Below are 14,409 nucleotides of genomic sequence, written 5' to 3' on the forward strand. Positions count from 1 at the left end.
GTTTAGGGGGAACAGTATGGCGCATTTTATAGATAGACGCTTAAATGGTAAAAACAAAAGCACGCTTAATCGTCAGCGCTTTATTAGGCGCTATAAAAAGCAAATAAAAGAAGCAGTGTCTGATGCGGTTAATAAACGCAGCGTTACCGACTCTAGTTCAGGGGAGAGTATATCTATCCCGCAACGAGATATTAGCGAGCCCATTTTTCACCAAGGTAAAGGGGGCGACAGAGAACAAATTCACCCTGGCAACGATCAATTTTCAACAGGTGACAAAATTGAGCGCCCTAAAGGCGGCCAAGGTGGTGGCGCAGGCGATGGCGATGCAAGTGATTCAGGCGAAGGCCAAGATGACTTTGTGTTTTCTATTTCTAAGGATGAATACCTTGATTTACTCTTTGAAGACCTAGAGCTGCCCAACTTACAAGAAAACCAGCTAGATAAGCTTGTACAAATGAAAACTCATCGGGCTGGTTTTTGTAGCGATGGTATGCCCAGTAATATTGATATAGTACGCTCATTACAGGGCTCACTCGCCAGAAGAGTCGCCATGAGTGCGGGTAAAAAAAGACGCCTAGCAGAGCTTGAAGGTCAACTTGCGATGGAGCGTGAGCAAGCCGACAGCGACCAAGCCATCATTGCGTTATTACAAGAGGAAATTGAGCAACTTAAACAGCAAATAAAAGCCGTACCATTTATTGATAATTACGACTTACGTTTTCGTAATTATGAAAAACGCCCCCACCCCACCAGCAAAGCCGTTATGTTTTGTATCATGGATGTATCAGGCTCGATGGATCAGGCCACAAAAGACATGGCAAAGCGTTTTTATATTTTGCTGTATCAATTTTTGACCCGAAGTTATAAAGACATTGAGGTGGTGTATATACGCCACCACACACAAGCTAAAGAGGTCGACGAACAAGAGTTTTTTTATTCTCAAGAAACTGGCGGCACTATTGTCTCCAGTGCCCTTAAATTAATGAACGAAATAATAAAAGAGCGCTATGATTCAGAGCAATGGAATATATACGCAGCGCAAGCATCCGATGGCGATAACTGGGCAGACGATACCCCACACTGCGGTGAAATATTACGTAATAAGCTACTTAATGCGGTACGCTACTTTGCCTATATAGAAATTACCACGCGTGCGCACCAAAGCTTATGGCGCGAATATCAAAACATCACCCAAACCCATAGCAACTTTGCAATACAACATATTCAAAGTGTTGAAGACATTTACCCTATGTTTAGGGAGCTATTTAAAAAAAATCGTCAACAACAAGGGGCTGCTTAGCCTAAGCGAGGTTTACTATGAGCACTGAACGAATTAGCGATGGCCCAGATTGGACCTTTGAGCTGCTTGAGCAATACCAAACTGAAATAGCCCGTGTTGCAGCGCATTACCGGTTAGACACTTACCCTAACCAAATTGAGGTAATAACAGCCGAGCAAATGATGGATGCTTATTCAAGCGTAGGCATGCCTATAGGCTACAGCCATTGGTCATATGGTAAAAAATTTATACAAACCGAACAAAATTATAAGCGTGGGCAAATGGGGCTGGCTTACGAAATTGTGATTAATTCAAACCCCTGTATTGCTTATTTAATGGAAGAAAACACACTCCCTATGCAGGCACTGGTTATGGCGCATGCCTGTTATGGCCATAACTCATTTTTTAAAGGAAACTACTTATTTAAAACATGGACTGACGCCGACTCCATCATAGATTACTTAGTGTTTGCTAAAAATTATATTAGCCGCTGCGAAGAAAAATACGGTATTACACAAGTAGAAAGCTTAATTGATTCGTGTCACGCATTGATGAATTACGGCGTAGATAGATATAAACGCCCGCAGCAAATTTCCCTTTTTGAAGAGCAAAAACGCCAAAAAGAGCGTGAAGACTACATGCAATCTCAAGTAAACGAGCTATGGCGCACTATCCCCGCTCAACAGCAAGAAGCTAAAAAGCAAGAAAGGCATTTTCCGCAAGAGCCACAAGAAAACATTCTATACTTTATTGAGAAAAACGCGCCTTTATTAGAGTCTTGGCAGCGAGAAATAATACGTATTGTACGAAAGATATCGCAATATTTTTATCCGCAAAAACAAACCCAAGTGATGAACGAAGGCTGGGCTACCTTTTGGCACTACACCATTTTGAACCACTTATATGATGAAGGTAAATTAACCGACTCCTTTATGATGGAGTTTTTGCAAAGCCATACCAACGTGGTTTATCAGCCACCTTATAACAGCAATTACTATTCAGGTATAAACCCGTATGCATTGGGTTTTAATATGATGGTGGATATTCGCCGTATTTGCGAAAACCCAACAGATGAGGATAGACGCTGGTTTCCTGAATATGCAGGCACTAATTGGCTAGACACACTACATTTTGCAATGGAAAACTTTAAAGATGAAAGCTTCATAAGCCAATTTTTATCACCTAAGTTAATTCGTGATTTTAAGCTATTTACTATTGTCGATCACAGCCGTAATCCACATCTAGAGGTAGGCGCAATACATGATGATAGCGGTTATCAGGCTGTACGCGAAGCGCTTTCAGCGCAATATAATTTGAGTAATCACGAACCTAACATTCAAGTATATAATGTTGATGTTAGAGGCGATCGTTCTTTAACGTTGCGTTATGTTCCTCACAATAACATCCCCCTTGCTGACTCGCATAAAGAAGTGCTAAAACACCTGTACAGGTTATGGGGATTCAAGGTTCAATTACAGCAAGAGACCAGTACAGGCGATGTGTCTACTCTTGGCCAATGCCCAGCAGATGATACTCGCCATACTACAGAGTAAATAAAATGCCTGATAAAAAATGGCATTTTAATCAAGCCCTTGTTAAGTATTTACTGCCAAAGCTTGCGGGGCAATTAGATGCATCCTTGGTTACTTTAATTTAGCAGTAATATTACCGCTGCCTTAATTTTAGCAGCGCATAAAAAAGACGCTTATGCGTCATTTTTTATACCCTCAAAATCGGTTACTCTGTTACGGCCATGCTCTTTTGAGTGATACAGGGCTTTGTCAGCGGCTTCAATCCACCGCTCATGTTTTGCAAAGTCAGGGCTATTTCCTGCAAAACCAACACTCACAGTCATCTCTATTTTTGTGTTTTTATAAACAAAAGGGTTGGCTTCTATTAACGCTCTTATGCGCTCGGCAAATATTGCTGCGCCTTGCTTGTCGGTATCGAGTAAAGTAACAACAAACTCCTCCCCACCATAACGCCCTGCTATATCGGTTTCGCGAAGCGTCGTTCGTAACAGTTCTGAAAGGTGGCGTAGCGCTTCATCGCCACAACTATGGCCATGCTCATCATTAATTTTTTTAAAATGATCGATATCAAACATCAATAATGTGCTGCTGCCACCGCTGCGCTTAACACGCAAAAACTCTTGGTGCAGTGTGCTTTCCCAATGCCCACGGTTAAACAGCTGCGTTAAGCTGTCAGTTTGGCTTACTTGCTCTAAACGCTTATTTAAATCTTCTAATTCTTTTTTATTGACTGCCACATCGGTAACATCATAAATAATGATACAAATATGACTGACCTCACCCAGTGTGTTGGTAAGTGGAATAAAGGTCGCATTTTGGTACATGTAATCCGCTTTACCGGTAATGGGACGGTAGTTTTTAAAACGAAAGATGTAAGGTTGCTGCTCCCAGATTGTAAAAGAGCGGTTTTTAAGTACAAATACAGACTCTGACTTGCTTCTAAACCATTTTTCATCAATTGAAGGAAATAAATCAAATAGGTCTTTGTCTTTTACAGCACTTGGCAATAGCCCAGAATGGTTTTCCATAAAGCCATTCCACACACACACTTTATAATTTCTATCCAGTACAACCAGGCCCACATCAACCGTGTTAAACATATCCATTAACCAATGGATCTCATTCATTTCTAAATCAGCGGCCATAACTTAGTCTTCTAATAGGTAAGCAACTTTGTATTTCAAAGTTTTAAGTGAATCTTCGGTAAATAACAGCATAAGATCGCAGTTAATATCGTGGTTTTCGATGCCGTAGCTTATTTCTATCGCTAAGGTTCTTTGCCAACGAGATTTATTTGATTTAACCAATTCAGATACGTCGCGATGTTGGCCAAGTACAATGGGATGACCTTGGCTAAAAGACATATCTAACTGTTTAGAAAGCCCCGTTAAAATTGAGCCTATTAAAATATTACTAATATCCATAAGTAGCTCAAGCTCAACTTTGTCGTTCAGCTCACCGTCGTAATTCATTAGTGACGCAATTTCTTTAAAGCTTGAGTCGTTTAATAAAAGTAATGCCTCGCCCGATACGCCACCGCCAATAAACCCTTGGCACACCCCTGATGTGGCAGCATTATTGTCAATTGACTGCAGCGCCATATCCAGTTCATTAACTTCAAGCACATTCACATTCGGAATTGGCAGCTCTACAAACACATTCAAAAGCCGTGCAAGCAAATCGCCTGCTTGGCCCATAGCGACATTTGTAAGCTCTTGGTATATATCGCGCACATCTGGGTCTACTTGTTCACCTAAAGAATGAGCAAGACGCTCGCGCATGGCTTTATCTTTAATGCCATGATGCTCGATAATATCGGCAAGTTTTTCAGGTGAGCAAGGTTTTTGGATAAAATCAATGGCGCCTAATTCAAGTACGCGTTGGTGCGCATTTGGCTGAATATCGCCAGATACAACCACGGTTAGAATATTAAGGCCTTGCTCTTTCATGGCCATAAGGACTTCGTAACCGTCCATTTCAGGCATGTTTAAATCAAGAAAAAGGATTTCGGGCTCGATTATTTTTAGTTTTTTGATGCAATCAACACCATCTTGAGCAAACTCTACTTTAATATCCCAGTCATCTGGTAAAGAGCGGGCTAGCTGGCGCCTCGCTAATTTTGAGTCGTCACATATTAATACGGATGTTGACATACTATCTCTCTATTATTTAACCCAATGTTGTCAATAGGCCTTATGACTTTATTAAAGATACATTTTGTAACTACATGTTAATAAAAGTTCATGCAGTTTACAATTTATATATCACAGAACTTATTATTACTTTTACAGTGATATTTAATCGCTTGGTCAGTGATATTGAGTATAATACAGTCAAACCTATTGCGTTAATTTAAAAGGAAATAACCTATGGTACGCTCTCTTATTTTTGCACTAAGCACACTGGCTTTAAGCTCAGTTGGGCACGCATCACAGTACCCAGAAAACACGCTTGATGCAGGCAAGGTCTCTGCTCAGGGTAAGCCTGTCACTTTGTTAGGTAAAGGTGTAAGTGTAGGTGATAATGCGCCAAATTTTAAAGTGGTTGATGGTGGTTTTGCCCCTGTAAATCTTAATGATTATAAAGGGCAAGCTGTATTAATCAGCGTGGTGCCAAGTTTAGATACTGGCATTTGTAGCTTACAAACCAAACATTTTAATGAAAAAGTAGCGACGCAATTTCCTGCTATCGCAATACTAACCATCAGTGCTGATTTACCTTTTGCTCAAAAACGCTTTTGTAATGCTGAAAACATCGACAAAGTAACAGCTCTTTCTGACTCTGTATGGCGAGACTTTGGCCAAAAATATGGCTTAATTATAAAAGATATGGGGCTACTAACTCGCGCTGTGCTTATTTTAGATAAAAGCCATACAGTGATATACAAACAGCTCGTGTCTAATTTATCTACCGAGCCAAACTACGACCCAGTAATAGAAAAGCTAAAAACGTTGTAGGTAACAGGGCGTGTTGACCTTTGGTGGTTTAATTCTAAATTGTTAAAAGCTACTAAATACAAAAAAACCGCCCGAGGGCGGTTTTTTAATACCTAAGCTGTGTTTAGATTATATTAACCTAAAAGCTCTGCTAGTTGCTGGCTTACTGTTTCAACAGCTTGCGTACCATCAATTTTATGGTACTGCGTGTTACCTGCTTGCGCTTCAGCTTGGTAGTAATCAACCAATGGCATAGTTTGCTCATGGTAAATAGCTAAACGTTTACGAACTGTTTCTTCCGTGTCATCGGCACGAATAATAAGCTCTTCGCCTGTTTCATCGTCTTTACCTTCCACTTTTGGTGGGTTGTAAACAACGTGATAAACACGGCCAGAGCCAGGATGTACGCGACGTCCACCCATACGCTCAACAATTACTTCATCAGCAACGTCAAACTCAATAACGTGATCAACCACAACGCCATTTTCTTTCATAGCATCTGCTTGTGGAATAGTACGTGGGAAGCCATCAAGTAAAAAGCCTTGTTCGCAGTCTGGTTTAGCAATACGCTCTTTCACTAAACCAATGATGATATCGTCAGAAATTAATTGACCTGCATCCATTACTTTTTTCGCTTCTAAGCCAAGTGGTGTACCTTCTTTAATGGCTGCACGAAGCATATCACCGGTAGAAATTTGTGGAATACCGTATTTGTCCATTAAAAACTGAGCTTGAGTACCTTTACCAGCACCTGGCGCGCCCAAAAGAATAATGCGCATATCATTGTCCCCTAGTATGGATATTTATTTTAAAGCCTGAATTCTTCCACAAGCGCTGCAGATACTCAAGCAACTTATACTAATTGCCTACTTTAGAGCGCATAAAAAAAGGAAGCATACGCTTCCTTTATAATTATGGTTATATTTTAGGCTCTTTTAGCAATTAAAAGAGCCAGTTAGCCTTACTTATTTAAATCAAGCATTAACTTGTTTAAACGTGTTACGAACCCGGTAGGATCTTTTAATGTACCGCGTTCAGCAAGTAAAGCTTGGTCTAGTAATACATGAGACCACTGTGCAAACTTATCTTCGTCTTGCTCATCGTTTAAGTGCTTAACTAACTGATGCTCAGGGTTAAGCTCAAACACTGGCTTAGCCTCTGGTACAGGTTGCCCTACTGACTCCATAAGCTTTTGCATTTGCGAGCTCATGTCGTTCTCATCGCTAACAACACAGGCAGGAGAGTCTGTCAAGCGATGCGTAAAGCGTACTTCCTTAACTTCTTCGCCTAGCGCTGTTTTAATGCGCTCAATTAAGCCTTCTACTTCTTTTTCAGACTCTTCTTGTGCTTTTTTTGTTTCTTCGTCGTCAAGCTTACCTAAATCAAGGTCGCCACGTGTAATTGACTGGAATGATTTTTCGTTAAACTCAGTTAAGTGGCTCATCATCCACTCATCAACACGGTCACTTAGTAATAATACTTCGATGCCTTTTTTGCGGAAGATTTCTAAGTGCGGCGAGTTTTTAGCCGCTGTAAACGAATCAGCAACCACGTAGTAAATTTTATCTTGCTCATCGTTCATACGCTCAATGTATTGCTCAAGCGATACATCTTGTGTTTCTGAGTCGGTATGCGTAGATGAAAAGCGTAACAATTTAGCAATGGCTTCTTTATTCGCTGTATCTTCTGCTGGGCCTTCTTTGATTACTTGGCCAAACTCGTTCCAAAATGTTTGGTAGTCTTCGGCTTTGTTTTTAGCCATGCGCTCTAGCATTTTTAAGATACGAGACGTACACCCTTTACGAATCGCTTGCGTTACTTTGTTATCTTGTAAAATTTCGCGCGATACATTTAGTGGTAAATCGTTTGAATCAAGTAAGCCTTTTACAAAGCGCAGGTAGCTTGGCATAAATTGCTCAGCGTCATCCATAATAAAGACACGTTGAACATACAGTTTTAAGCCACTTTGGCGCTCACGGTTCCATAAATCGAACGGCGCTTTTTTAGGGATATACAATAAGCTTGTGTACTCAGTTTTACCTTCTACTTTATTGTGCGCCCAGTTTAGCGGCTCTTCCCAATCATGGCTTACATGCTTGTAAAACTCTTTGTATTCTTCATCAGAAACCTCTGACTTATCACGTGTCCATAAAGCGGTTGCACGGTTAATGCTTTCCCACTCACCTGGAACTGCTGGGATTTTTTCGCCGTCTTCGCCTTCAGACTCAGGCACTTCTGCTTTATACATTTGTACAGGCGTAGAAATATGATCTGAGTATTTAGTAACAATGCTACGTAAACGGTATTCATCCGCGTATTCTTTTTCTTCTTCACGCAGGTGTAAAATGATATCCGTACCACGGCCTTCTTTTTCAATTTCTTGTAACGTGTACTCCCCTTCACCTTGTGATTGCCACTCGTACGCTTGTGTTTCACCCGCTTTACGCGTGCGCACTGTCACTTCATCAGCCACAATAAATGCCGAGTAAAAACCAACACCAAATTGACCAATTAATTGCGAGTCTTTACTTTGGTCACCGGTTAAGTTTTTGAAAAACTCAGCAGTACCCGACTTAGCAATAGTTCCTAAAGAGCTAATCACTTCTTCACGCGTCATACCAATACCATTATCAGAAATGGTAATAGTGTTTGCTTCTTTATCTGCGCTAATACGTACACGTAAATCGGCATCACCTTGGTAAAGGTCGCCATTTGAAAGCGCTAAAAAGCGTAGCTTATCGGCGGCATCTGATGCATTTGATACAAGCTCACGTAAAAATATTTCTTTATTCGAATATAACGAATGAATCATTAAGTTTAATAGTTGTTTTACTTCTGTTTGAAAGCCTAATGTTTCTTTTTGTGCTGCAGTCATTTATGTATCTCCAATTAGCAAAGTGTCTGCGTTATGCACTTAATATGGGGTGAGGTGGAGTAACTTCAAGGGAAAAATTTAAAAAAGCAGCTTTTGCGCTGACATAAATAAAAAGCCACATAAAAATGTGGCTTTTAGAGTTAAATTACGGTGTATTTTTAGCGTGCTGGGCTTTTAAAGCGCTGACTTGTTCGTGCAAATAATTAGCACTTACCTGCTCAGCTTCAATCGGCTCTCCCACACTCACCGATACTAACGACCATTTAAGGCGTGGTAGTTGCCACTTGGCTTTACGGCTAAACATACTGCCCCACAAGCCACCTAAGTGAACGGGCACAACAGGCACAGGTGTGCGCGCTATAATGCGCTCAATGCCCCGCCTAAACATGTCCATTTCACCATTACTTGTTAGCTTTCCTTCAGGAAAAATACCAACTAACTCACCGCGTTCAAGCGCTGCGGCAACCTCATCAAATGCTTTTGCAAACGCCTTTGGGTTGGCTTTTTCGCTATCAATTGGAATAGCTTTTGCCATTTTAAATAGCCAATGCAGCGCTTTTGAGTAATAAATGGGGGCAAACACCATAAAGCGTATAGGCCTAGGCGAAGTGGCTAAAATAAACATCCAATCTACAAAGCTTACATGGTTAGCTACAATAACGGCTGCGCCTTCACTTGGAATATTTTCATGCCCTTTTGTGCGCACGCGATACATGCATATGGCTAAAATATAGATAACAAAGCGCAAGAAAAATTCCGGTACCTTAGTGTAAATATAAATAGAGATAAGCAAATTAAGCCCCGCCAAAAGCAATAGTAACGACGAAATATGCCACTCTAAAACAGAGAGCGTTACAATACTTAATATGGCACTGCCAACCATAAAGAGCGCATTAAGCACATTATTAGCAGCAATCACCCGTGAACGACTTGCCTCCTCGGTACGCTGTTGAATAAGCGCATACAGCGGCACAGTATAAAAACCGGATGCAATACCAATACCTGCCATCCAAACAAAATGCCATACCATGTCGCCTGTATTAAGCACTTGTTTAAGTGTTAATAAATTTTCAGAGGGCGCGATATATTTACTAATAGCCGGCTCTTGGCTTAGTAAATACAAAAATAGCGTAATTAAAATAGCGCCAAAAGGTACAATGCCCAGCTCAATACGTGAGCGCGAGAGCTTTTCGCACAACAAAGACCCCACGGCAATGCTTAGCGAAAACACCACCAGCGCACTGGTTACAACGAGTTCATCGCCACCCATTACATGCTTAACGTAATTAGGTAATGCCGTTAAAATAACCGCGCCTATTAGCCAAAACCAGCTTATACCCAACACCGATTTACCAACCGATTCTGTTTGAGCATTAAGCGCTTTAAATACATTTTTAGTGGATGAAAAAATATTATAGGTAAAGTGCAAATTAGGATTATTGGCTTGGCTTATAGGAATAAAGCGGCTGCTGAAAAAGCCAAGTACCGCAAGTATAAGCACGGCAATACTAATAATTGTTGGACCTGTTGTTTGAGTAATGTAATAGGTGCCAAAAATAGTACCAATTAAAATAGCGACAAAAGTGGCAGACTCAACCAAACCATTGGCTTTTGTTAATTCGTTAGACGCCACATGCTGCGGTAATATTGAATACTTAAGCGGGCCAAAAAAAGTACTCTGCAAGCCCATAAAAAACACGGTGGTCAGCATTAGCCACACATATTGCGTAAAAATAGAGGCTGCGCCAATAACCATAATCGGTATTTCGCAAAATTTAACAAGCCGGATCAGCTTTGATTTTTCTGTTTTTTCGGCTAGTTGCCCCGCAATTCCTGAAAATAAAAAAAACGGTAATATAAATAAGCCCGCTGCAAGGTTTGAATACAGCGCACCATCGCCAAGGGTTGCAGCTTGAAACACTAACAATATAAGCACGGATTGCTTATACACATTATCATTCATAGCCGACAAAAACTGCGTTACAAATAGCGGTAAAAAGCGCTTACTGCTGAGTAAGCCGCCTTTATTGTCGTGTTTATTATTTTGCATAGTACTCCTTACTAATCAGATAAATTCCTGATGTTTTTATACCAACTTGAGCGATATTTTTAAGGCGCGTGAGCCGTGCAACTATCACGTTATTTAGTTGTTGTTAGTCAATAATTTATAACACAACGTCGCCAAGTTTAACTCATTTATTAATTTAATATGATTACCGGCAAACTCACACACGTTATACGGTAATTAAATAGCAAACACAAAAAAGCCCACATATTTTACTATGTAGGCTTTTAAAACGATTTCGGATAGTTGTGTTAGTCCTGCATAACCGCTCGGCGGCCACTAAATGCATGCATTAACGTTGTGCCATCTACTAAATCAAGCTCGCCACCAACAGGTATACCATGCGCTATACGCGAGGCCCCTACTTTATATTTATGGCAAAGCTGGGCAATATAATGTGCAGTGGTTTCGCCCTCAACCGTGGGGTTGGTAGCTAAAATTACTTCGTTAATACCGCCGTGCGAGAGCTTTTGTTCAAGTATATCAAGGCCAATTTCTTTAGGGCCAATACCGTCAATTGGCGATAAATGCCCCATAAGTACAAAATATAAACCAAGGTATTGGCCTGTTTGCTCTATTGCCAACACATCGGTAGGCGATTCAACAACACACAGCACACCACTGTCTTGGCGTTTTGTACTTAAGCATATATCACACTGCACTTGCTCAGTAAAAGTGCGGCACGACTGACAATGCCCAACCGCGCCCATGGCTTTGGTCAATGCGTTACCAAGTTGAGTACCGCCTTTACGATCGCGCTCTAATAAATGAAACGCAATGCGCTGAGCCGACTTAGGACCAATACCCGGTTGGCAACGTAGCGCTTCTATAAGCTGCGTTAAACTATCTGAAAGTTGCATATTTGCTTAAAACGGCATTTTCATACCTGGTGGTAATTGCATACCGCCAGTTACTTTGCCCATACGCTCTTGCGTTTCGTCAGCAACGCGGCGAACAGCATCGTTACATGCTGCAGCAAGTAAATCTTCAATCATGTCTTTGTCGTCTTCCATAAGGCTTTCATCAAGCTCAACACGACGCACATTATGATTACCAAGCATGGTTACTTTTACAAGGCCTGCGCCGGCTTCGCCAACAACTTCCATTGTCGCGATTTCGTCTTGGGCTTTTTGCATGCGCTCTTGCATTTGCTGCGCTTGCTTCATCATGTTACCCATTCCACCTTTAAACATAATTTTCTCTCTTTCTTTTAAACTCTAGTTGTCATGAAGATAAGGGCGATTGTATTTAATTACAATGCCTGAATACTGTTTTCGTCAATTTCGGCGCTAAATAGCTGCTGAAATTGTACTATGTTTTCATCAGATGTGATCACATCAATTGCTTGCTGGTGTCGCCCTGCATCTATTTTTTGCTGAATTAAATAAGGCGAGTCAATCACCCCTTTTGCAAAGTTAATACTCAGCGATACGTTATGCCCGTAAATGCTTGATAACGCCGCATCGAGCTTTTGCCTAAGCATGGGCGTATCTAAGTGTTTTTGCGATTCATCCACGTCAATATGTAAACTGTCGCCTTGCTTGGTAAAAATCGAGTGTAATGCAAATTGGCGCATTCGCCCACCAAGCCCCATACGCTTAATTAAATAAGCCCACTCATCTTGCTGATGCGCAAATTTAATCTCGCTAATTGGGCTTTGAAAATCATCAGGAACCGGTATAGCGGGCTCTTGCTCTATTACCTCAGGCTTTTTTTGCGGGTTAATTTGCTCAAGCAGCTCAGGCGCTAAGTTTTCAGTAATTGTTTGATGCTTTTCTTTAAAATCAACCTTACGCGCTGGCTGGCTTTGCGTAACTGGCTCAGCTGGCGTTTGGCTCCCTGTTACTGGGAGCGTTGGCTTTTTTTCGCTATCGCCTTGCGCATGGTCATGCCATGGCGGTGAATCGTTTTGTGACTCACTCGCTTGCGGGCTTGTATTATGTGGCTTTGCTTCGCTGTTAGGCGTAGCTTGGGCAGGTGTTTTTGGTGTTTGCGCTTGCTCAGAGGTATTTACACTCCCCCCTGAAAGCCTGCCAGCACCCGATATATTTCTATCCCGTAAAATTCGCGCAATTGCTGATTGTGCTTGAGCTTCTTGTTCACGCACACTGCTATCTTTAGCATCGGCGTTTTCAGGCGCGGGTTGTGTGTGTTGCGCTATAGGTGCAGGGTTATAACCTTGATCTACCGCACTGCTCATAACATCATCAAATTGTGCAGCTAAGCTTTGCTCCATATTACTGTGTTGCAGATAAGCATCGTCTTCACTTTGGCGCTCAGCAGCATCGTCACTCTTAGCTATGTGCTCACTTTGCTGCACAGGGCTCTGTATATCGTTTTGCAGGCTTTGAGCCGCAGGTGATACGCTATTGCTGTTTTGCTCACTTGGCGAGCGTGTTAGCTGCTCTGTGGGCGGTTGCTCTACTGGTTCATCAATTGTTTGGTTTTGCGCTGTGCTTTGGTTTTGGCTTTTCTCAACCATTACTTGCGGAGCAGAGGTTTCGTCTTGCGATGGTGTTTTATTTTTATTTAATATATCACGCAGCGCATCGGCACGGCCTTTACTACTGGTAGGCGCAGGCATTGCTGCACTTGGTGCGTCACTAGGCTCAGGAAGCGATTGAGCAGGCGTTGTACCTGCAGACTCAAATGCTAATAAACGCAGCATTATCATTTCAAAACCTAAACGAGGCTCTGGCGCCCATTGTAAGTCTTTTTTACCGTTTAATAGTAACTGGTAATAAACCTGTATTTGTTGAGCCTGGGTGTGTTGAGCAACATGGCTAATATAATCGGCATTTTTATCATCAAGTTGCGCTGCTTGCGGGACAAGCTGAGTTAATTGAATAAGATGAGTTAATGCAATTAAATCATCAAGTAGTGCAATATAGTTAGGATTACGGCTCGCAACTTGGGCTATTTCGTCCATCAGTGCGCCACCATCTTGTGCTAACAAAGCAGCAAGCAAACTTTGGCTGTAATGTGTGTCCATTAAACCAAGCATAGCTTGTACGGCTTGATTGTTTATGTCGCCGTTGGTTTGCGCAATAGCTTGATCTGTTAAGCTCAACGCGTCACGCATACTGCCATCGGCGGCTTTTGCAATAATACTTAGCGCATCTTTATCAAAGTTTAATTCCTCTTGAGTAAGGACATGCTCAAGCTGAGTTTTAATTTCGCTTTGCGAAAGTGCATTTAAGTTAAACTGTAAACAGCGCGATAAAATGGTAACTGGTAACTTTTGCGGATCAGTGGTTGCTAGTAAAAATTTCACATGCTCTGGCGGCTCTTCCAACGTTTTTAATAACGCGTTAAAGCTATGCTTAGAGAGCATGTGTACTTCATCTATTAGGTATACTTTGTAACGTCCACGAGTGGGGGCATATTGAACGTTATCAAGAATTTCACGAGTATCTTCTACTTTGGTGCGAGAAGCGGCATCGATTTCAAGTAAGTCAATGTATCGCCCTGCTTCTATGTCAGTACAACTGCTACATTGCCCACATGGAGATGCCGATATACCCTCATCACAATTTAAGCTTTTAGCAAAAATACGCGCAATGGTCGTTTTACCCACACCACGGGTTCCAGTAAATAAATAAGCGTGATGCAGTCTATTTTGCGTTAGCGCATTAACAAGCGCTTGCTTTACATGAGACTGGCCAACCAATTCATGAAAGGTTTGCGGACGCCATTTTCTCGCTAGAACCTGATAACTCATC

General features: G+C 41.6%; 11 protein-coding genes. 3 read left to right on the top strand and 8 right to left on the bottom strand.

What is annotated here, in order from left to right; translation table 11 throughout:
* Positions 1-16 precede the first annotated feature (16 nt).
* Together EJ103_RS10065 and EJ103_RS10070 are read left to right on the top strand one after the other, a co-directional pair.
* Positions 17-1,300, top strand: a complete 1,284-nt coding sequence (locus EJ103_RS10065) for a YeaH/YhbH family protein (protein WP_096041504.1) — start codon at positions 17-19, stop codon at positions 1,298-1,300.
* Positions 1,301-1,317: 17 nt separating this feature from the next.
* Positions 1,318-2,832, top strand: a complete 1,515-nt coding sequence (locus EJ103_RS10070) for a SpoVR family protein (RefSeq protein ID WP_126007501.1) — start codon at positions 1,318-1,320, stop codon at positions 2,830-2,832.
* Positions 2,833-2,984: 152 nt separating this feature from the next.
* On the opposite strand, the gene EJ103_RS10075 is transcribed toward EJ103_RS10070, so the two are convergent.
* Both EJ103_RS10075 and EJ103_RS10080 read right to left on the bottom strand, forming a co-directional pair.
* The gene (locus EJ103_RS10075; protein ID WP_126007503.1) at positions 2,985-3,956 is read right to left on the bottom strand and encodes a diguanylate cyclase; all 972 of its coding nucleotides are present in this window, start codon (positions 3,954-3,956) and stop codon (positions 2,985-2,987) included.
* Between the two features lie 3 nt (positions 3,957-3,959).
* Positions 3,960-4,964, bottom strand: coding sequence for a response regulator (locus tag EJ103_RS10080; protein ID WP_004588116.1), 1,005 nt, complete (start codon positions 4,962-4,964; stop codon positions 3,960-3,962).
* A 216-nt stretch (positions 4,965-5,180) separates the two neighbouring features.
* Between EJ103_RS10080 and tpx the strand changes: the two genes are divergently transcribed.
* The gene (tpx, locus tag EJ103_RS10085) at positions 5,181-5,768 is read left to right on the top strand and encodes a thiol peroxidase (RefSeq protein WP_004588117.1); all 588 of its coding nucleotides are present in this window, start codon (positions 5,181-5,183) and stop codon (positions 5,766-5,768) included.
* 113 nt (positions 5,769-5,881) lie between these two features.
* Here the strand turns inward: tpx and adk are convergent, their stop codons facing one another.
* From adk to dnaX, 6 genes are all read right to left on the bottom strand, one after another.
* Complete coding sequence (gene adk / locus EJ103_RS10090; RefSeq protein ID WP_004588118.1) at positions 5,882-6,526, bottom strand: adenylate kinase; 645 nt, start codon at positions 6,524-6,526, stop codon at positions 5,882-5,884.
* A 182-nt stretch (positions 6,527-6,708) separates the two neighbouring features.
* A complete protein-coding gene (htpG, locus tag EJ103_RS10095; protein WP_024033368.1) occupies positions 6,709-8,622 on the bottom strand; it encodes a molecular chaperone HtpG in 1,914 nt (637 codons plus the stop codon).
* 145 nt (positions 8,623-8,767) lie between these two features.
* Positions 8,768-10,672 (bottom strand): MFS transporter, encoded by a 1,905-nt coding sequence (locus EJ103_RS10100; RefSeq protein ID WP_126007505.1) that lies wholly within the window; start codon positions 10,670-10,672, stop codon positions 8,768-8,770.
* 266 nt (positions 10,673-10,938) lie between these two features.
* Positions 10,939-11,547, bottom strand: a complete 609-nt coding sequence (gene recR / locus EJ103_RS10105) for a recombination mediator RecR (protein ID WP_126007507.1) — start codon at positions 11,545-11,547, stop codon at positions 10,939-10,941.
* Positions 11,548-11,553: 6 nt separating this feature from the next.
* On the bottom strand, positions 11,554-11,880 hold the full coding sequence (locus EJ103_RS10110) for a YbaB/EbfC family nucleoid-associated protein (protein ID WP_004588122.1): 327 nt from the start codon (positions 11,878-11,880) through the stop codon (positions 11,554-11,556).
* 59 nt (positions 11,881-11,939) lie between these two features.
* Positions 11,940-14,408, bottom strand: a complete 2,469-nt coding sequence (dnaX, locus tag EJ103_RS10115; RefSeq protein WP_126007509.1) for a DNA polymerase III subunit gamma/tau — start codon at positions 14,406-14,408, stop codon at positions 11,940-11,942.
* Between the last annotated feature and the right edge of the window lies 1 nt (position 14,409).

Origin of the sequence: Pseudoalteromonas sp. Xi13 (genome assembly GCF_003952205.1) — a bacterium.
Taxonomy (GTDB): Bacteria; Pseudomonadota; Gammaproteobacteria; order Enterobacterales; family Alteromonadaceae; genus Pseudoalteromonas; species Pseudoalteromonas atlantica.